This is a genomic window from Enterobacter sp. CC120223-11 (assembly GCF_900215375.1).
Classification (GTDB): Bacteria; Pseudomonadota; Gammaproteobacteria; order Enterobacterales; family Enterobacteriaceae; genus Scandinavium.
On sequence record NZ_OBEF01000013.1, the window covers coordinates 62,983 to 80,752 of the forward strand.

19 protein-coding genes are annotated in these 17,770 nt (G+C 57.0%); 8 read left to right on the top strand and 11 right to left on the bottom strand.

What is annotated here, in order from left to right; translation table 11 throughout:
• Positions 1-67: 67 nt before the first annotated feature.
• Together mepM and znuA are read right to left on the bottom strand one after the other, a co-directional pair.
• A complete protein-coding gene (gene mepM, locus CRO87_RS15435; RefSeq protein ID WP_097163827.1) occupies positions 68-1,387 on the bottom strand; it encodes a murein DD-endopeptidase MepM in 1,320 nt (439 codons plus the stop codon).
• Positions 1,388-1,402: 15 nt separating this feature from the next.
• Entirely contained in the window at positions 1,403-2,347 is a 945-nt protein-coding gene (znuA, locus tag CRO87_RS15440; RefSeq protein WP_141398707.1) for a zinc ABC transporter substrate-binding protein ZnuA, read from the bottom strand.
• Between the two features lie 78 nt (positions 2,348-2,425).
• On the opposite strand from znuA, the gene znuC reads away from it, so the two are divergent.
• Positions 2,426-3,178, top strand: a complete 753-nt coding sequence (gene znuC / locus CRO87_RS15445) for a zinc ABC transporter ATP-binding protein ZnuC (protein WP_097163829.1) — start codon at positions 2,426-2,428, stop codon at positions 3,176-3,178.
• A complete protein-coding gene (gene znuB, locus CRO87_RS15450; protein WP_097163830.1) occupies positions 3,178-3,963 on the top strand; it encodes a zinc ABC transporter permease subunit ZnuB in 786 nt (261 codons plus the stop codon). The genes znuC and znuB overlap by 1 nt, the downstream gene beginning before the upstream one ends.
• A 65-nt stretch (positions 3,964-4,028) precedes the next feature.
• Here znuB and ruvB read toward each other — a convergent pair whose 3' ends face one another.
• The 6 genes from ruvB to aspS form a co-directional block, all read right to left on the bottom strand.
• On the bottom strand, positions 4,029-5,039 hold the full coding sequence (ruvB, locus tag CRO87_RS15455; protein WP_097163831.1) for a Holliday junction branch migration DNA helicase RuvB: 1,011 nt from the start codon (positions 5,037-5,039) through the stop codon (positions 4,029-4,031).
• An 8-nt stretch (positions 5,040-5,047) separates the two neighbouring features.
• Positions 5,048-5,659, bottom strand: coding sequence for a Holliday junction branch migration protein RuvA (gene ruvA, locus CRO87_RS15460; RefSeq protein ID WP_097163832.1), 612 nt, complete (start codon positions 5,657-5,659; stop codon positions 5,048-5,050).
• 82 nt (positions 5,660-5,741) lie between these two features.
• Positions 5,742-6,263 carry a crossover junction endodeoxyribonuclease RuvC gene (gene ruvC / locus CRO87_RS15465; RefSeq protein WP_097163833.1) on the bottom strand — a complete coding sequence of 174 codons (522 nt, stop codon included), beginning with the start codon at positions 6,261-6,263 and terminating at the stop codon, positions 5,742-5,744.
• Between the two features lie 37 nt (positions 6,264-6,300).
• Complete coding sequence (locus tag CRO87_RS15470) at positions 6,301-7,041, bottom strand: YebC/PmpR family DNA-binding transcriptional regulator (RefSeq protein WP_097163834.1); 741 nt, start codon at positions 7,039-7,041, stop codon at positions 6,301-6,303.
• A gap of 26 nt (positions 7,042-7,067) precedes the next feature.
• Positions 7,068-7,511 (bottom strand): dihydroneopterin triphosphate diphosphatase, encoded by a 444-nt coding sequence (gene nudB, locus CRO87_RS15475; protein ID WP_097163835.1) that lies wholly within the window; start codon positions 7,509-7,511, stop codon positions 7,068-7,070.
• Position 7,512: 1 nt separating this feature from the next.
• Positions 7,513-9,300 carry an aspartate--tRNA ligase gene (gene aspS / locus CRO87_RS15480; protein WP_097163836.1) on the bottom strand — a complete coding sequence of 596 codons (1,788 nt, stop codon included), beginning with the start codon at positions 9,298-9,300 and terminating at the stop codon, positions 7,513-7,515.
• A gap of 244 nt (positions 9,301-9,544) precedes the next feature.
• Here aspS and CRO87_RS15485 point away from each other — a divergent pair, with 244 nt between their 5' ends.
• From CRO87_RS15485 to cmoB, 5 genes are read left to right on the top strand one after another with little or no spacing between them, the layout of a single operon-like run.
• Positions 9,545-10,111: a hydrolase gene (locus CRO87_RS15485; RefSeq protein ID WP_097163837.1), complete on the top strand. Its 567-nt coding sequence runs from the start codon at positions 9,545-9,547 to the stop codon at positions 10,109-10,111.
• The gene (locus CRO87_RS15490; RefSeq protein WP_097163838.1) at positions 10,108-10,926 is read left to right on the top strand and encodes a DUF72 domain-containing protein; all 819 of its coding nucleotides are present in this window, start codon (positions 10,108-10,110) and stop codon (positions 10,924-10,926) included. The genes CRO87_RS15485 and CRO87_RS15490 overlap by 4 nt, the downstream gene beginning before the upstream one ends.
• 52 nt (positions 10,927-10,978) lie before the next feature.
• A complete protein-coding gene (locus CRO87_RS15495) occupies positions 10,979-11,374 on the top strand; it encodes an MAPEG family protein (RefSeq protein WP_097163839.1) in 396 nt (131 codons plus the stop codon).
• Positions 11,375-11,412: 38 nt separating this feature from the next.
• A complete protein-coding gene (gene cmoA / locus CRO87_RS15500; RefSeq protein ID WP_097163840.1) occupies positions 11,413-12,156 on the top strand; it encodes a carboxy-S-adenosyl-L-methionine synthase CmoA in 744 nt (247 codons plus the stop codon).
• On the top strand, positions 12,153-13,127 hold the full coding sequence (gene cmoB, locus CRO87_RS15505; RefSeq protein WP_097163841.1) for a tRNA 5-methoxyuridine(34)/uridine 5-oxyacetic acid(34) synthase CmoB: 975 nt from the start codon (positions 12,153-12,155) through the stop codon (positions 13,125-13,127). Before cmoA ends, cmoB begins: the two co-directional genes overlap by 4 nt.
• A gap of 143 nt (positions 13,128-13,270) precedes the next feature.
• Here cmoB and cutC read toward each other — a convergent pair whose 3' ends face one another.
• Positions 13,271-14,017, bottom strand: a complete 747-nt coding sequence (gene cutC / locus CRO87_RS15510; protein ID WP_097163842.1) for a copper homeostasis protein CutC — start codon at positions 14,015-14,017, stop codon at positions 13,271-13,273.
• A 66-nt stretch (positions 14,018-14,083) separates the two neighbouring features.
• Positions 14,084-14,656: a VOC family protein gene (locus CRO87_RS15515; RefSeq protein ID WP_097163843.1), complete on the bottom strand. Its 573-nt coding sequence runs from the start codon at positions 14,654-14,656 to the stop codon at positions 14,084-14,086.
• Between the two features lie 188 nt (positions 14,657-14,844).
• Here CRO87_RS15515 and argS point away from each other — a divergent pair, with 188 nt between their 5' ends.
• A complete protein-coding gene (argS, locus tag CRO87_RS15520; RefSeq protein ID WP_097163844.1) occupies positions 14,845-16,578 on the top strand; it encodes an arginine--tRNA ligase in 1,734 nt (577 codons plus the stop codon).
• A 51-nt stretch (positions 16,579-16,629) separates the two neighbouring features.
• On the opposite strand, the gene CRO87_RS15525 is transcribed toward argS, so the two are convergent.
• Entirely contained in the window at positions 16,630-17,769 is a 1,140-nt protein-coding gene (locus CRO87_RS15525) for a glycoside hydrolase family 105 protein (RefSeq protein WP_097163845.1), read from the bottom strand.
• Position 17,770: the final 1 nt, after the last annotated feature.

The following is a 17,770-nucleotide window of genomic DNA, read 5'->3' on the forward strand; positions in this document are numbered from 1 at the left end:
ACGTGCCAGGCGTGACACAAAAGAAAAAGCCGACACCCTTACGGTATCGGCTTTATGAGCGCAGTGATTAGTCAATCTGCAGCTGCGGCACAACCTCTTTAACCTGCGCCAGGTAGTCGCGACGATCGGAGCCTGTCAGCCCTTCGGTACGCGGCAGTTTGGCCGTTAGCGGGTTGACCGCCTGCTGGTTAATCCATACTTCATAGTGCAGGTGTGGGCCAGTTGAACGCCCCGTGTTGCCCGAGAGCGCAATACGGTCACCGCGTTTCACTTTCTGCCCCGGTTTTACCAGCAGCTTACGCAAATGCATGTAGCGGGTGGTGTACGTGCGACCATGACGCAGCGCCACGTAATAACCTGCTGCCCCACTGCGCTTCGCTACGACCACTTCGCCGTCACCGACAGCCAGCACTGGTGTCCCCTGCGGCATGGCGAAATCGACGCCTTTATGCGGCGCGATGCGGCCTGTGACCGGGTTCAGACGACGTGGGTTGAAGTTGGACGAAACACGGAACTGACGCGCAGTCGGGAAGCGCATAAAGCCTTTCGCGAGACCCGTACCGCTGCGATCGTAGAACTTGCCGTCTTCCGCGCGAATGGCGTAATAATCCTTGTCGCCTGAACGCAGACGCACGCCGAGCAGTTGGCTCTGCTCACGCTTGCCGTCCAGCATTTCGCGGGACATCAGCACCGAAAACTCATCGCCTTTTTTCAGCTTGCGGAAGTCCATTTGCCACTGCATGGCTTTGATCACCGCGCTGACTTCAGTGCTGGTTAAGCCTGCATTGCGCGCGCTGGTAACGAAGCTGCCGCCGACGGTGCCTTTCAGCACGCTGTTCACCCAGTCACCCTGCTGCGTTTCGGCGCTCATTTTGAAACCGTTTGCAGCACGATCGTAGGTACGTGTTTCGCGGCGGGACATCTCCCACGTCAGGCGTTGCAGATCGCCATCGGCGTTCAGCGTCCAGGAGAGCTGCTGGCCAATTTTCAGGTTGCGTAGATCTTTGTCTGCACTGGCCAACTGGCTGATATCGCCCATATCAATGCCGTACTGGTTGAGCACGCTGCTGAGCGTATCGCCCGTTGAGACGACATATTCGTGGACACCCGCTTCGTTGTCGACTTTGTCGTCCAGCTCATCCTGAGGGATGGCTTCATCTTCCTGCGCCGCCTGGTCGATAGGCTCGCTGGCTTCAGGAAGCAGAGAACGAATTTCGCTCTTTTCAAGCTCAATGGTTCGAACGATAGGGGCTGAATCGGGGTGGTAGACGTATGGTCGCCAGACGGCGACCGCTAAGGTTAGTACAGTCAACGACCCCAGCATAACGCGATGGGGTCGCGGCAAATTATTAAATGCCAGGGCGACAGAGCGGGCTACCTGTTGCACGTATTCACTTCCTCGTTAATCTCCTTTCAGGCAGCTCGAATACTGGTTCGCCAGTTTGGCCAGGAAAGCGGGATAACTCGCTTTACCCAACTGGATGTTGGTGCCTAACGGATCCAACGTTCCCATGCGAACGGTTGTTCCGCGGGCAACCGCTTCTACCACGGCTGGCCTGAATTGTGGCTCAGCAAAAACGCAGGTCGCTTTTTGCTCAACCAACTGTGTTCTGATTTCGTGTAAACGCTGCGCACCGGGTTGGATCTCAGGGTTGACGGTAAAATGCCCCAGCGAGGTCATTCCGTAGTGTTTTTCGAAGTAGCCGTAGGCGTCATGAAAAACGAAATACCCTTTTCCTTTCAACGGTGCCAGCTCGTTACCCACCTGCTTGTCGGTCGCGGCCAATTGGGCCTCGAAATCCTTCAGGTTGGCGTCTAGTTTGGCTCGACTTTGCGGCATAAGTTCCACTAATTTATCGTGGATTGCAACCGCCGACAGGCGCGCTATCTCAGGCGACAGCCACAGGTGCATGTTGTACTCGCCATGATGGTGATCTTCATCACCTTTTTCCGCCGCACCGTGCTCGTGACCGTGGTCATGATCGTCGTCGTCAGCGCCTTTCATGAGTAACGGTTTCACGCCCGGCAGTGTAGAAATCGTCACCTTTTTTGCTTCAGGAAACGCGGTGGCTGTCTTGCCCATAAATGCTTCCATCTCCGGACCAATCCACACCACTAAGTCGGCGTTCTGTAAGCGTTTTGCATCACTTGGGCGTAAGGCATAGTCATGTTCAGAGGCGCCATCCGGCAGTAAAACTTCCGTGGGCGTAACGCCATCGGCGATGGCGGACGCAATAAATCCAAGGGGTTTTAACGAGGCGACGACAGCGGCATTTGCCTGAGGAAGGGAAGTACCTAAAAGCGCGGTGGAAAGTGCCGCGAAAAGAAACGTCTTTTTATGTAACATAATACGTCTAACCATCGTAATGAATGAATTGAATGTGATATTATAACATTCACTGACTTATGCAACCTCAAATATGCGATGACGAATCTTGTAACGCTCGAAAATATCTCAGTCTCTTTCAGCCAGCGTCGCGTGCTGTCTGATGTCTCACTGACGTTGAAACCGGGCAAAATTCTTACCCTTCTTGGGCCAAATGGCGCGGGAAAATCGACGCTTGTACGCGTGGTGCTCGGACTGATAGCACCAGATTCGGGGACGATCAAGCGCGACGGAAAACTGCGAATCGGTTATGTCCCGCAGAAAGTTCACCTCGATGCCACCCTGCCCTTAACCGTGGAACGTTTTTTGCGTCTTCGCCCCGGAACCCGCAAGGATGAGATCCTGCCCGCGCTGAAACGCGTGCAGGCGGGGCATCTGTTAGGTGCCCCGATGCAGAAGCTTTCCGGCGGGGAAACCCAGCGCGTCCTGTTGGCTCGCGCCCTGCTCAACAGCCCTCAGTTGCTGGTGCTTGATGAGCCCACACAAGGTGTTGACGTTAACGGCCAGGTCGCCCTGTATGACCTCATCGATCAGCTCCGGAGCGAACTCAATTGCGCCGTGCTGATGGTCTCCCACGATCTCCATCTGGTCATGGCAAAAACGGACGAAGTGCTGTGCCTGAATCATCACATCTGCTGCTCAGGCACCCCGGAAGTCGTGTCTTTACATCCTGAATTTATTTCGATGTTTGGCCCACGCGGCGCACAGCAACTCGGCATTTATCGCCATCAGCACAATCACCGCCACGATTTGCAGGGCCGCATTGTTCTGCGCAGAGGGAACGACCGTTAATGATTGAATTACTTTTCCCCGGCTGGCTCGCCGGGATCATGCTGGCCTGCGCCGCAGGGCCGCTGGGATCGTTCGTGGTCTGGCGTCGGATGTCCTATTTTGGCGATACCCTTGCCCATGCCTCTCTGCTTGGCGTGGCCTTTGGTCTTTTATTGAACGTGAATCCTTTTTATGCGGTCATTGCCATCACCCTGCTGCTGGCCGCAGGTCTGGTGTGGCTTGAACGCCGTCCACATCTTGCCGTTGATACCTTACTGGGTATTATGGCGCACAGCGCCCTGTCTCTCGGCCTGGTGGTAGTGAGCCTGATGTCCAACGTGCGTGTCGATCTGATGGCGTATCTGTTCGGGGATTTGCTGGCCGTCACGCCGGAAGATTTAATCTCGATTGCCATCGGGGTTGTCATTGTCCTGGCGATCCTGCTCTGGCAATGGCGCAACTTGCTGTCGATGACCATCAGCCCGGATCTGGCCTTTGTCGATGGCGTCAAACTTCAGCGCGTGAAGCTGCTGCTGATGCTGGTCACCGCGCTGACCATCGGCGTGGCGATGAAGTTTGTCGGCGCGTTGATTATCACTTCACTGCTGATTATACCTGCCGCCACCGCACGTCGTTTTGCACGCACGCCAGAGCAGATGGCGGGTATCGCCGTAGGTGTGGGGATGATAGCGGTGACCGGCGGTCTGACCTTCTCCGCATTCTATGATACGCCCGCCGGGCCTTCGGTGGTGCTTTGTGCCGCCGTGCTGTTTATCTTCAGCATGATGAAAAAAACCGCCTCGTAGGCGGTTTTTTATTCAGGAGTAGCATTTAAAAAACCGCCTCGTAGGCGGTTTTTTTATGCAGCAACTTAAGGCATGTCCGGTGGCGTGATGCCGAAGTGATTCCAGGCCCGCACCGTCGCCATGCGCCCGCGCGGTGTGCGCTGTAAGAAGCCCTGCTGAATCAGATACGGCTCCAGCACGTCCTCGATCGTTTCACGCTCTTCGCCAATCGCCGCCGCCAGGTTATCCAACCCGACCGGGCCGCCGAAGAATTTGTCGATCACCGCCAGCAGCAGCTTGCGGTCCATATAGTCAAAGCCTTCCGCATCCACGTTCAGCATGTCCAGCGCCTGAGCGGCGATATCGGCAGAAATGGTGCCGTCGTGGCGCACTTCGGCGAAATCACGCACGCGACGCAGCAGACGGTTGGCGATACGTGGCGTACCGCGCGCGCGGCGGGCCACTTCCAGCGCGCCTTCATCACTCATCTCCAGCCCCATAAAGCGGGCGCTGCGCCCAACGATATGCTGCAAATCCGGCACCTGATAAAACTCGAGACGCTGAACAATACCGAAACGATCGCGCAGCGGCGAAGTCAGGGAGCCCGCACGGGTGGTTGCGCCAATCAGGGTAAAGGGCGGCAGATCGATTTTGATCGAACGGGCCGCAGGCCCTTCGCCAATCATGATATCCAGCTGATAGTCTTCCATCGCCGGGTAGAGCACTTCTTCGACGACCGGGGAAAGACGGTGGATTTCATCGATGAACAGCACGTCGTGCGGTTCGAGGTTGGTGAGCATTGCCGCCAGGTCGCCTGCTTTTTCCAGCACCGGGCCGGAGGTGGTGCGCAGGTTCACGCCCATTTCGTTGGCGACGATGTTGGCAAGCGTGGTTTTCCCGAGCCCTGGCGGGCCGAAAATCAGCAGATGATCGAGCGCTTCACCGCGCAGCTTCGCCGCCTGAATAAAGATTTCCATCTGCGAGCGCACCTGCGGCTGGCCGATATACTCTTCCAGCAGCTTCGGGCGGATCGCGCGATCGACAACATCATCAGGGGTAATACTGCCTGCGGAGACCAGGCGGTCAGCTTCAATCATCCGTTACCTCACATCGCGGCGCGAAGCGCGTCGCGGATTAGCGTTTCACTGCTGGCGCCCGGGGTGGCAATTTTGCTCACCATCCGGCTGGCTTCCTGTGGTTTATAGCCCAGCGCCACCAGCGCAGCAACCGCTTCCTGCTCGGCGTCGTCCGAAGACTCGCTTGCCGGAGAGGTCAGCACCAGATCGGAAGCCGGGGTGAACAGGTCGCCGTGCAGGCCCTTGAAGCGGTCTTTCATTTCGACCACCAGACGCTCTGCAGTTTTTTTGCCGATGCCAGGCAGCTTCACCAGCGCGGCGGAATCTTCACGCTCAACGGCGTTCACAAACTGCGGGGCGGACATGCCTGAGAGGATGGCCAGCGCCAGTTTTGGTCCGACGCCGTTGGTCTTAATCAACTCTTTGAACAGCGTGCGCTCTTGTTTATTGTTGAAACCAAACAGCAGCTGAGCGTCTTCACGCACCACAAAGTGGGTGAAGATGATGGCCTCCTGGCCCTGATCCGGCAGTTCGTAGAAACAGGTCATCGGCATATGCACTTCATAGCCAACGCCGCCCGCCTCCAGTAACACCAGCGGGGGTTGTTTTTCAATGATGATGCCTCTGAGTCTGCCGATCACGTGACGCTCCTGCGTAAGAGAAAAAACCAATGCGCTATCATAAAAAAAGGCTGGATGAATATCCAGCCTCTATTCTCTTAATCTAGCGTAATCTTCCGCGAGCCAGGTTGAGCCTTGATTCACTCATCTGCATCGCGTTCTGGCTGATGTGGCAATGGGTGATGGCAATCGCCAGTGCATCGGCGGCATCCGCCTGAGGGTTGGCCGGAAGCTTGAGCAGGGTTCGCACCATGTGCTGCACCTGGCTCTTTTCCGCGCCGCCGTTGCCGACGACGGTTTGCTTCACCTGTCGCGCCGCGTATTCAAACACAGGAAGATCCTGGTTTACTGCGGCGACAATGGCCACGCCACGCGCCTGCCCAAGCTTCAGCGCGGAATCCGCGTTCTTCGCCATAAAGACCTGCTCGATGGCAAAGAAATCCGGCTGAAACTGGGTGATGATTTCCGACACGCCGGCGTAAATCAGCTTCAGGCGCGACGGCAAATCTTCAACTTTGGTGCGAATACAGCCGCTGCCCAGGTAGGTTAACTGCCGTCCGACCTGACGAATCACGCCGTAACCGGTCACGCGTGAGCCCGGGTCAATGCCGAGAATGATAGCCATCACGCGTCTCCGGTTGAAGAAGATTTACAGCCCGCCATTACAGCGTAGCCGCCACCTCATCAGAGATCTCACCGTTGTGATAGACTTCCTGCACGTCGTCACAGTCTTCCAGCATGTCGATCAGACGCAGCAGTTTTGGTGCGGTTTCCGCATCCATGTCCGCTTTGGTAGATGGGATCATGGAGACTTCAGCGTTGTCCGCCTTCAGGCCAGCCGCTTCCAGAGCGTCTTTCACGGCACCCATCTCTTCCCATGCGGTATATACGTCAATCGCGCCGTCGTCGAAGGTCACAACGTCTTCTGCACCGGCTTCCAGCGCCGCTTCCATGATCGCGTCTTCGTCGCCCTGCTCGAAGGAAATCACGCCTTTCTTGCTGAACAGATAGGCTACGGAGCCGTCGGTACCGAGGTTGCCGCCGGTTTTAGTGAAGGCGTGACGGACTTCGGCCACGGTACGGTTACGGTTGTCAGACAGGCATTCGATCATCACTGCCGTGCCGCCAGGGCCGTAACCTTCATAAATGATGGTTTCCATGTTCGCGTCTTCGTCACCGCCCACGCCACGCGCGATGGCGCGGTTCAAGGTGTCACGCGTCATGTTGTTGGACAGCGCTTTGTCGATAGCCGCGCGCAGACGTGGGTTGGAACCCGCATCGCCGCCGCCCAGACGCGCAGCGGTAACCAGCTCGCGAATGATTTTGGTGAAAATCTTACCGCGCTTGGCATCCTGTGCTGCTTTGCGGTGTTTGGTGTTGGCCCACTTACTATGACCTGCCATAAAAAGTTCTCCGAAAAGAGCGGCCCTCAGGCCGCTTTAATTACAAATTCTTCAATCGCCTGCCGGTTGCTCCACGACTTGGTGAGCGCGGCCGCCTCAGGGGCGGCGACCCAACGCCAGGCGAGATGTTCACTGATCTCTGGCTGACGTTCATGGGGAAGCGCAAGACAGAACCAAAATTCGGTATTGCGCTCGATGCCCGGAGCATAGCGATGACGTAAATGCGTAAAGATTTCAAACTCCACCGTGCGCTGACAGTCAATTAAGGCCAGAAGCTCTGCGTCAACATCAATGGCGACCTCTTCCTTTACTTCACGCGCGGCGGCCTGCAACGCGGTTTCCCCCTCTTCCAGGCTGCCGGTCACCGACTGCCAGAATTGCGGATCGTCGCGCCGCTGCAACATTAACACCCGCTTCGTGTCCTGGGCATAAATCACCACTAAAACCGAAACCGGGCGTTTGAATGTCATCTTACTTGTTCTCCGCAGACTCTTTTGTCTCTTTCGCCACAACCTGAATACCCAGTTCGCTCAGGGAAGCCGGATTGGCGAAGCTTGGCGCTTCGGTCATCAGGCAGGCCGCCGCGGTGGTTTTCGGGAAGGCGATAACGTCACGGATGTTGTCGGTGCCGGTCAGCAGCATGGTCAGGCGATCCAGACCAAACGCCAGACCTGCATGCGGCGGCGTGCCGTATTTCAGGGCGTCTAACAGGAAGCCGAACTTCTCGCGCTGTTCCTGCTCGTTAATGCCGAGAATGCCGAACACGGTCTGCTGCATTTCGCCGCTGTGGATACGGACTGAACCGCCACCCACTTCGTAGCCGTTGATAACCATATCGTAAGCGTTCGCTACCGCGTCTTCCGCAGCGGTTTTCAGCTCAGCAGCCGTCATGTCTTTTGGTGACGTGAACGGGTGGTGCATCGCGGTCAGGCCGCCTTCGCCGTCGTCTTCAAACATCGGGAAGTCGATAACCCACAGCGGTGCCCATTTGGCTTCGTCGGTGATGCTGAGGTCTTTGCCCACTTTCAGACGCAGCGCGCCCATTGAGTCGGCAACCACTTTCTTTTTGTCCGCGCCGAAGAAGATCATGTCGCCATCCTGTGCCCCGGTGCGGGTCAGGATCTCTTCGATGATTTCTGCGTTCAGGAATTTGGCCACCGGGCTGGTGATGCCTTCCAGACCTTTCGCACGCTCGGTGACTTTGATGTAAGCCAGGCCTTTCGCACCGTAGATCTTAATGAAGTTGCCGTAGTCGTCAATTTGCTTACGGCTCAGCGCTGCCCCGCCAGGCACACGCAGCGCGGCTACGCGGCCTTTAGCATCATTTGCCGGGCCAGAGAACACTGCGAATTCCACGCTTTTCAGCAGGTCCGCAACGTCCACCAGTTCCATTGGGTTACGCAGGTCTGGCTTATCGGAACCGTAACGACGCTCGGCTTCGGCAAAGGTCATGATCGGGAAATTACCCAGATCCACGCCCTTGATTTCCAGCCACAGCTGACGCACCAGCGCTTCCATCACTTCACGCACCTGTGGCGCGGTCATGAAGGAAGTCTCGACGTCAATCTGGGTAAATTCAGGCTGACGATCGGCGCGCAGGTCTTCATCACGGAAGCATTTCACGATCTGATAGTAGCGGTCGAAACCGGACATCATCAGCAGCTGTTTGAAGAGCTGAGGAGACTGCGGCAGCGCGTAGAACTTGCCTTTATGTACGCGGGATGGCACCAGATAGTCACGTGCGCCTTCCGGCGTGGCTTTCGTCAGCATCGGGGTTTCGATGTCGAGGAAACCGTGGTCATCCATAAAGCGGCGCACGAAGCTGGTGATTTTGGCACGAGTCTTCAGGCGGTTGGCCATTTCCGGACGGCGCAGGTCGAGATAGCGGTACTTCAGTCGCGCTTCTTCGGTGTTCACGTGGTTGGAATCGAGCGGCAGAGCGTCTGAACGGTTGATGATCTCAAGGTCAGAGGCCAGCACTTCGATTTCGCCGGTCGCCATGTCGGCGTTGACGTTTTTCGCATCACGCGCACGCACGGTGCCGGTGACTTTAATGCAAAACTCATTACGCAGTTCGGAAGCCAGCTTCAGGGCTTCTGCCGTGTCCGGATCGAAAAACACCTGCACGATGCCTTCGCGATCGCGCATATCAATGAAGATAAGGCTGCCGAGGTCACGGCGGCGGTTGACCCAACCACACAGAGTCACCTGCTGCCCAACGTGGGACTGACGCAGCTGCCCGCAATATTCTGTACGCATATGAGTTCCCTTAACTTAGCCGCAGGCACACCTGTCGCAGCTTTGCTGAATGTCACAACTGGATGAAAAAAGGGGGCTATTATACTGGAAATTCTGGCTCAGGATAAGTCCGTCGCGCACCAGCCGCACGTTTGCTGTACGCTTGTTGCGGGGACTCACAAAAATTAACAAATTTTGTGACGCATGCCCGCCGCGTCTCAGCGTATGGTTAGCGGCCTAATCAAGTGATTTAACGGGGATTATCATGATTGAACTGAACGCCAAAAAAACCGCGCTGGTCGTCATTGACCTTCAGGAAGGCATTCTGCCTTTTGCCGGCGGCCCGCATACGGCCAACGACGTGGTCGCAAAATCGGCGAAGCTTGCTGAGAAATGTCGCGCGCAGGGATCGCCCGTCATCATGGTGCGCGTCGGCTGGTCTGCGGATTTCGCCGAAGCGCTGAAGCAACCCGTGGATGCCCAGGCGGGCGCACATGCGCTGCCGGATAACTGGTGGACTTACCCGCAGGCGTTGAGCAAAAAAGAGAGCGACATTGAAGTGACCAAACGCCAGTGGGGCGCATTTTACGGCACCGATCTCGAGCTGCAGCTGCGCCGTCGCGGCATCGACACCATTATCCTCTGCGGTATATCTACCAATATCGGCGTGGAATCCACCGCCCGTAACGCGTGGGAACTGGGCTTTAACTTAGTGATTGCCGAAGACGCGTGCAGCGCAGCAAGCGCCGACCAGCACGAGGGCAGCATGAAAAACATCTTCCCGCGCCTGGGCCGCGTGCGCAGCACAGAGGAAATCCTCAAAGCGTTATGATCTACATCGGTCTGCCGCAATGGTCGCACCCTAAATGGGTGCGCCTTGGTATCACCAGTCTGGAAGAATACGCCCGCCACTTTAACTGTGTGGAGGGCAACACCACGCTCTATGCCCTGCCCCGCGCCGAAATAGTTCAGCGCTGGCGCGAGCAGACCACAGACGCGTTTCGCTTCTGCTTCAAATTTCCGTCGACCATAAGCCATCAGGCCGCGCTGCAGCACTGCGATGATTTAACCACTGAGTTTTTCGATCGCATGGAACCGCTGGCAAACCGCATCGGTCAGTACTGGCTGCAGCTGCCCGCGACGTTTTCGCCCGCCGACCTGCCCGCGCTGTGGCATTTTCTGGATGGTTTACCGAAAGAGTTCACCTATGGCGTCGAAGTGCGTCATCCACGCTTCTTTGCTAAAGGCGCAGAGGAACAACTGCTCAATCGCGGTCTGCACGAGCGAGGCGTGAATCGGGTTATTCTCGACAGCCGCCCGGTTCACAGCGCCATAGCGCACAGCGAGGCGATTATTGACGCCCAGCGTAAAAAACCGAAGGTGCCTGTGCATGCCGTTGTGACAGCACAGAACCCGATGGTGCGCTTTATCGGCAGCGACAACATGCTGCAAAACCGTGAGCTGTTCGCCGTCTGGCTGAAAGCGCTGCCGACGTGGGCTCAAAGCACGACACCTTATCTTTTCCTGCACACGCCGGATATTGCGCAAGCCCCTGAACTTGTCGATGCGCTGTGGCACGATTTACGCCAGGCGCTGCCGGAGATAGGTCCCGCGCCCTCCATCCCGCAGCAAACTTCACTTTTTTGAGTTATCCTTCAGCCCAGAGTCAAAACCATCTGCCAGGTAAAAGGGAGTTTGTATGGTAAGCGCGCTTTACGCCGTCCTGGGTGCGTTGCTGTTAATTAAGTTTTCTTTCGATGTGGTACGTATGCGTCTGCAGTATCGCGTCGCCTATGGTGATGGCGGCTTCAGCGAGCTGCAAAGCGCCATTCGCATTCACGGCAACGCGGTGGAATATATTCCCATCGGCCTGCTGTTGCTGCTGTTTATGGAGATGAACGGCGCGGAAACCTGGATGGTGCACGTCTGCGGGCTGCTGCTGATTGCCGGACGCCTGATGCACTATTACGGTTTCCACCATCGGCTGTTTCGCTGGCGGCGTTCCGCCATGAGCGCCACCTGGTGCTCGCTGGTGCTGATGGTGCTGGCAAACCTCTGGTATCTGCCCTGGGAGTTGGTTTTCTCCCTGCGTTAGCGCACAATACGCCGTTTTTTATTTTCTGGAATCACGTTATGCCCCATCGCGACACGCTTTTTTCTGCCCCGATCGCAAGCCTGGGCGACTGGACCTTTGATGAACGGGTAGCCGAAGTGTTCCCCGACATGATCCAGCGTTCCGTCCCGGGCTACTCCAATATCATTTCGATGATTGGCATGCTGGCGGAGCGCTTTGTCCAGCCCAACACGCAGGTTTATGACCTCGGCTGCTCGCTCGGTGCGGCGACGTTGTCGATTCGTCGTAATATCGCCGTGGACGGCTGCAAAATCATCGGCATTGATAACTCCCCGGCGATGGTGGAACGCTGCCGTCGCCATATCGACGCTTATAAAGCGCCGACGCCAGTAGAAATCATCGAAGGCGATATTCGCGACGTGCAGATTGAGAACGCCTCGATGGTGGTACTCAATTTCACCCTGCAGTTCCTCGAGCCTGCAGAACGCCAGGCGCTGCTGACCAAAATCTGTCAGGGCCTGAACCCTGGCGGGGCGCTGGTGCTGTCGGAGAAATTCAGTTTTGAAGATCAAAACGTGGGCGAACTGCTGTTCAACATGCACCACGACTTCAAACGCGCGAACGGCTACAGCGAGCTGGAGATCAGCCAGAAGCGCAGCATGCTGGAAAATGTGATGCTCACCGATTCGGTGGAAACCCATAAAGCGCGCCTGCACACCGCCGGGTTTGCCCACAGCGAACTGTGGTTCCAGTGCTTTAACTTTGGTTCACTGATCGCACTGAAAGCCGGGGCAGAAGAATGATCGAGTTCGGTAATTTTTATCAGCTGATTGCCAAAGATCCGCTGCTCGCCCGCTGGCTGGAAACGCTGCCTGCGCAGATTGGTGCCTGGCAGCGTGAAGGCGTTCACGGCCTGATGAAGCAGTGGTCCCGTGCCGTGGAATTTATGCCGGAAATTCAGCCGTGGAAGCTGGATTTGCTGCACAGCGTGACGGCAGAAAGCGAAACGCCGTTAAGCGAAGGTCAGAAGACGCGCATGGAAGTGCTGCTGCGTAACCTGATGCCGTGGCGCAAAGGGCCGTTTTCGCTGTACGGCGTGGATATCGACACCGAATGGCGCTCCGACTGGAAATGGGATCGCGTGCTTCCGCACCTGTCTGACTTAACCGGCCGCACCATTCTGGATGTGGGCTGCGGCAGCGGCTATCACATGTGGCGCATGATTGGCGCTGGCGCGAAGCTCGCGGTGGGTATCGACCCGACGCAGCTTTTCCTTTGCCAGTTCGAAGCGGTGCGCAAGCTGCTGGGTAACGATCAGCGTGCGCACCTGCTGCCGCTCGGCATCGAGCAACTGCCTGCGCTCAACGCGTTTGATACCGTCTTCTCGATGGGCGTGCTCTATCACCGCCGCTCGCCGCTGGAACACCTGTGGCAGCTGAAAGATCAGCTTGTCAGCGAAGGGGAACTGGTGCTCGAAACGCTGGTTGTTGAGGGCGATGAAAACACGGTGCTGGTGCCGGGCGATCGCTATGCGCAGATGCGCAACGTGTACTTCATTCCTTCTGCCCCGGCGCTGAAGCAGTGGCTGGAAAAATGCGGCTTTGTTGACGTGCGAATCGTGGACATGAACGTCACCAGCATCGAAGAGCAGCGCCGCACCGAGTGGATGGTCACCGAGTCGCTCGCCGACTTCCTCGACCCGAACGACAGCAGCAAAACCATCGAAGGCTACCCTGCCCCGCTGCGGGCGGTGATTGTGGCGAAAAAACCGTAAATTGCCCATTAGTCATTCGCCTCTATAAGGCTGCCAACGCAGCTGCAGCCTGAAATATGACGGCGAAAAAAAGGCCCCTGTTTAAAAGGCAGGGGCCTGGTACAAATACGCATCACATTGGGCGACATGATGCACGGTAAAAATCACTGTGGTCTGTAACGGTCAACGATCGCCTTCATCTCCGCTACCGATTCGCCGTTGACGGCGTATCGCGAATACTCATCTGCCGTCGGGTCCGTCGACATGGATAACCCCGGATTGCGATACTCCATCACCGAAGGTATCCACTGCCCGGCCGAGCTGTGAAGCTCGCTGATGCCTGCCTCCAGGAACAACGCCAAGTTGTTCGCCCTCACGCCTGCACCCGCCATAATGATTGGAGCATCGCCCTTGGCAATAAGTTCCCTAAGAAGTGAAAGACCTTTTTCCGCCGACGGCTGTTGCCCGGAAGTCAGCACGCGCGCCACGCCGAGTTCGGCAAGATTATCAAAGGCCTGCCCTGCGTCGGCACACATATCAAACGCACGATGGAAAGTAACATCCAGATTGCCTGCGGCTTCCATCACCTGACGCATACGCGGCATATCCACGTTGCCCTGAGGGTCGAGAATACCGATAACCAGCCCAGGGAACCCGAGTTCACGCACGGTTCGCACATCTTCCAGCATCGCGGCAAACTCGCCGTCGGTGTAGCAAAAATCACCGCCGCGCGGGCGAATAATCGGATGCACAGGGATCGTCACCTGCGCACGCACTGATTTAAGCACGCCGAGAGACGGCGTTAAGCCCCCTTCCAGCGGCGCGGCACAGAGTTCAATTCTGTCAGCACCTCTGTTCTGCGCCTCGCGGGCACACTCCATGCTGTAACAGCACACTTCCAGCAAAGCCATTACCTTCTCCTTTTTCATCGGGTGCGACATCATGACACACTCTTATGGCGCAGATGCCGCGTAAGCTCACATTGTTGTGTCGCCTGCTTCGCTGGCAACAATCTCTTCGATGGACCACGGGTGGAATTTGATTGTCACTTTGCCGTCGGTCACCGCAAGCGTCGGGTTTGGCAGGCGTTCACGTTCGCCTTTTGGTGAGCTGGTTTTGACGAAAATACCCGGCTGGCTTAATCCGTCGTCAGACAACAGCGCCAGCGCGCGGGCGTTCAGCGTTTCAGGCTCGCCCGGCAGGACAATTTCGATATGCTCCCAGCCCTCATGCGGGTAGCGCTTTTCACCCGGCCACGGCAGCTCAACCACCGTGAACCGCCAGTGCGCCACGCAAACCGGCTCATGCAGTTTGAACAGGCAAATCGGGCGGCCGTTGATGATGTTCTCAGACAGCAACTCGCCGCACTGTTCAAAGCCGCTGCGCCAGCGCTCTGCGGTGGTATTCTGATGGCAGCGCAGCGAAATATGGTCGGCGGCAAGCTCTCCGGTTTCCAGCCCCAGCCGCGCCGCCAGCTCACCCAGCGCCTGTTCAAAACGCGGCAAATCTGCCTGAATATCCTGTAATGCCTCGATGGTTTGCCAGTTCACACGTTCACCTTTGCTCTTTTTTGCAGGCCGCTAATTTACCCTGTTGCCCCGCCGCAACCAACTGCTGATTAACCCACCGCGCCAGGGCTGACGGCATGGCGCAAATGCAGTATACTGTCGGGCTTAATTTCTCCCCATTTCGGCGCGGCATGAACACGTTCGCCGCGCCATAAACGTAAGGTATTCCGGTGAATATTCAGGCTCTTCTCTCAGAAAAAGTCAGTCAGGCGATGATTGCGGCGGGCGCCCCTGCCGATTGCGAACCTCAGGTTCGCCAGTCAGCCAAAGTTCAGTTCGGTGACTATCAGGCCAACGGCATGATGGCCGTCGCCAAAAAACTGGGCATGGCACCCCGACAGCTTGCAGAGCAGGTTCTGACGCACCTCGATCTCAGCGGCATAGCCAGCAAGATTGAAATTGCCGGCCCGGGCTTTATCAATATTTTCCTCGACCCGGCGTTTCTGGCGCAGGGCGTGAGCGATGCGCTGAAATCCGATCGTCTCGGCGTGGCGAAGCCTGAAGCCCAGACCATCGTTATCGACTACTCTGCGCCGAACGTGGCCAAAGAGATGCACGTCGGTCACCTGCGCTCCACCATCATTGGCGACGCTGCCGTCCGTACTCAGGAGTTCCTCGGCCATAAAGTTATCCGCGCCAACCACGTTGGCGACTGGGGTACCCAGTTCGGCATGCTGATCGCCTACCTGGAAAAACAGCAGCAGGACAACGCCGGTGAAATGGCGCTGGCCGATCTCGAAGGCTTCTATCGTGACGCGAAGAAGCACTACGACGAAGACGAAGTCTTTGCCGAGCGCGCCCGTAACTACGTGGTGAAACTGCAGGGTGGCGACGCATACTTCCTCGAGATGTGGCGCAAGCTGGTCGACATCACCATGAAGCAGAACCAGATCACCTACGATCGCCTGAACGTCACCCTGACCCGTGACGATGTGATGGGTGAAAGCCTGTACAACCCAATGCTGCCGGGCATTGTGGCCGATCTGAAGGCCAAAGGTCTGGCGACCGAAAGCGAAGGCGCGACCGTGGTGTTCCTTGATGAGTACAAAAACAAGGACGGCGACCCGATGGGCGTCATCATCCAGAAAAAGGATGGCGGCTACCTTTACACCACCACCGATATCGCCTGCGCGAAATATCGCTATGAAAACCTGCACGCCGACCGCGTGCTCTATTACATCGATTCCCGCCAGCACCAGCATCTGATGCAGGCCTGGACCATCGTGCGCAAAGCCGGTTACGTACCGGACAGCGTGCCGCTGGAGCACCACATGTTCGGCATGATGCTGGGCAAAGACGGCAAGCCGTTCAAAACGCGCGCAGGTGGCACCGTGAAGCTTGCCGATCTGCTGGACGAAGCGCTCGAACGTGCCCGTAAACTGGTTGCCGAAAAGAACCCGGACATGCCTGAAGATGAGCTGGAAAAACTGGCGAACACAGTGGGTATCGGCGCGGTGAAATACGCGGATCTCTCCAAAAACCGCACCACCGACTACGTGTTCGACTGGGACAACATGCTGGCGTTCGAAGGCAATACCGCGCCGTACATGCAGTATGCCTACACCCGCGTGCTGTCCGTGTTCCGTAAAGCGGAGCTGGATGAAAGCGCCATCATCAATGCCGAAGTGGTTATCAACGAAGATCGCGAAGCCCAGCTGGCTGCCCGCCTGCTGCAGTTCGAAGAAACCCTGAACGTAGTTGCTCGTGAAGGCACGCCGCATGTGATGTGTGCGTACCTGTACGATCTGGCTGGCCTTTTCTCCGGCTTCTACGAACACTGCCCAATCCTGAGCGCGGAAAGCGAACAGGTGCGCAACAGCCGCCTGAAGCTGGCGCTGCTGACGGCGAAAACGCTGAAGCTCGGTCTGGATACCCTCGGCATCGAAACCGTAGAGCGTATGTAAGCGCCAAAATAGTCCATAAAAAAACCGGCAATTATTGCCGGTTTTTTATTATCAGAAGTACTTCCGCAAATACTCCGTCAGACACAAAATCGCCATCGCCTGGCCATACGGCATCGAGGTCAGCGGGATCTGGCGGTAAAACTCCAGATTGCTGCCCATCCCTGTGCCGAACGAAGTCTGTAACAACTCCCCTTCCGGCGAAATATTCGCCACAATGCCGCGGATCGCTTTCTCGGCAACCTCAGCGTACTCCGAAGAGACATAGCGCTTACGTACCGCTTTCAGAATGCCATAGGCGAACCCTGCGGTTGCCGAGGCTTCAAGATACGAATGCGGATCGTCGAGCAGCGTATGCCACAGGCCGCTGTCGTCCTGACATTTCGCCAGCGCGGCGATTTGCGCATTCAGCACCTGCACCAGGTAACGGCGCACAGCGTTGTTTTCCGGCAAATCCACCAGTTCGAGGAAGTCCGGGATCACGATGGTCAGCCAGCTGTTGCCCCGCGCCCAGCGCGCATTGGCAAAGTTATGCTTTCCGTCATAGCTCCAGCCGTGGAACCACAGCCCGGTCTGCCGGTCCATCAGGTTTTGCACGTGCAGCAGGAACTGATAGACCGCTTCTTCCACGTATTCAGGCCTGTTCAGCAGCTTGCCGATTTTCGCCAGCGGCAGCACCGTCATCATCAGCGTGTCGTCCCACATCTGCTGGTGATTCTCTTCCGCCAGCGTGATGTGCTGCATGCCGCCATGTTCGGTGCGCGGCATGTCGTGCATCGCCCACTCTGCCCAGCTTTCAAGCCACGGCAGATACTGCGGATTTTTTGTCTCTTCGTAGCGGTATGCCAGCGTCAGGAAGGGCGCCATGGTATTGACGTTTTTGGTGGTGGCCCCTTCGGCGAAACGGTCGGCAAACCAGCCGTCGATGATGTCGCGCATCTGCGGGTTACCGGTTTGCTGAAAATACTGATGAATGCCGTAGAGGCCGACGCCGTGGGTCCACTCCCACCCCGCCCAGCCTTTGGTGTCGATCACCCGCCCGTCGTCGAGGCGCAGCAGAAACGCGCCGCTTTCATCCTTGATGTTGACCAGACTGTGCGTCACTTTCTCGATCAATGCCTTCAGTTCGTCCCGGGCGATAAAGCGCTCCGGCTGACACAGCAATGGGCTATGTTTGACAGGCCAGACTTTCATT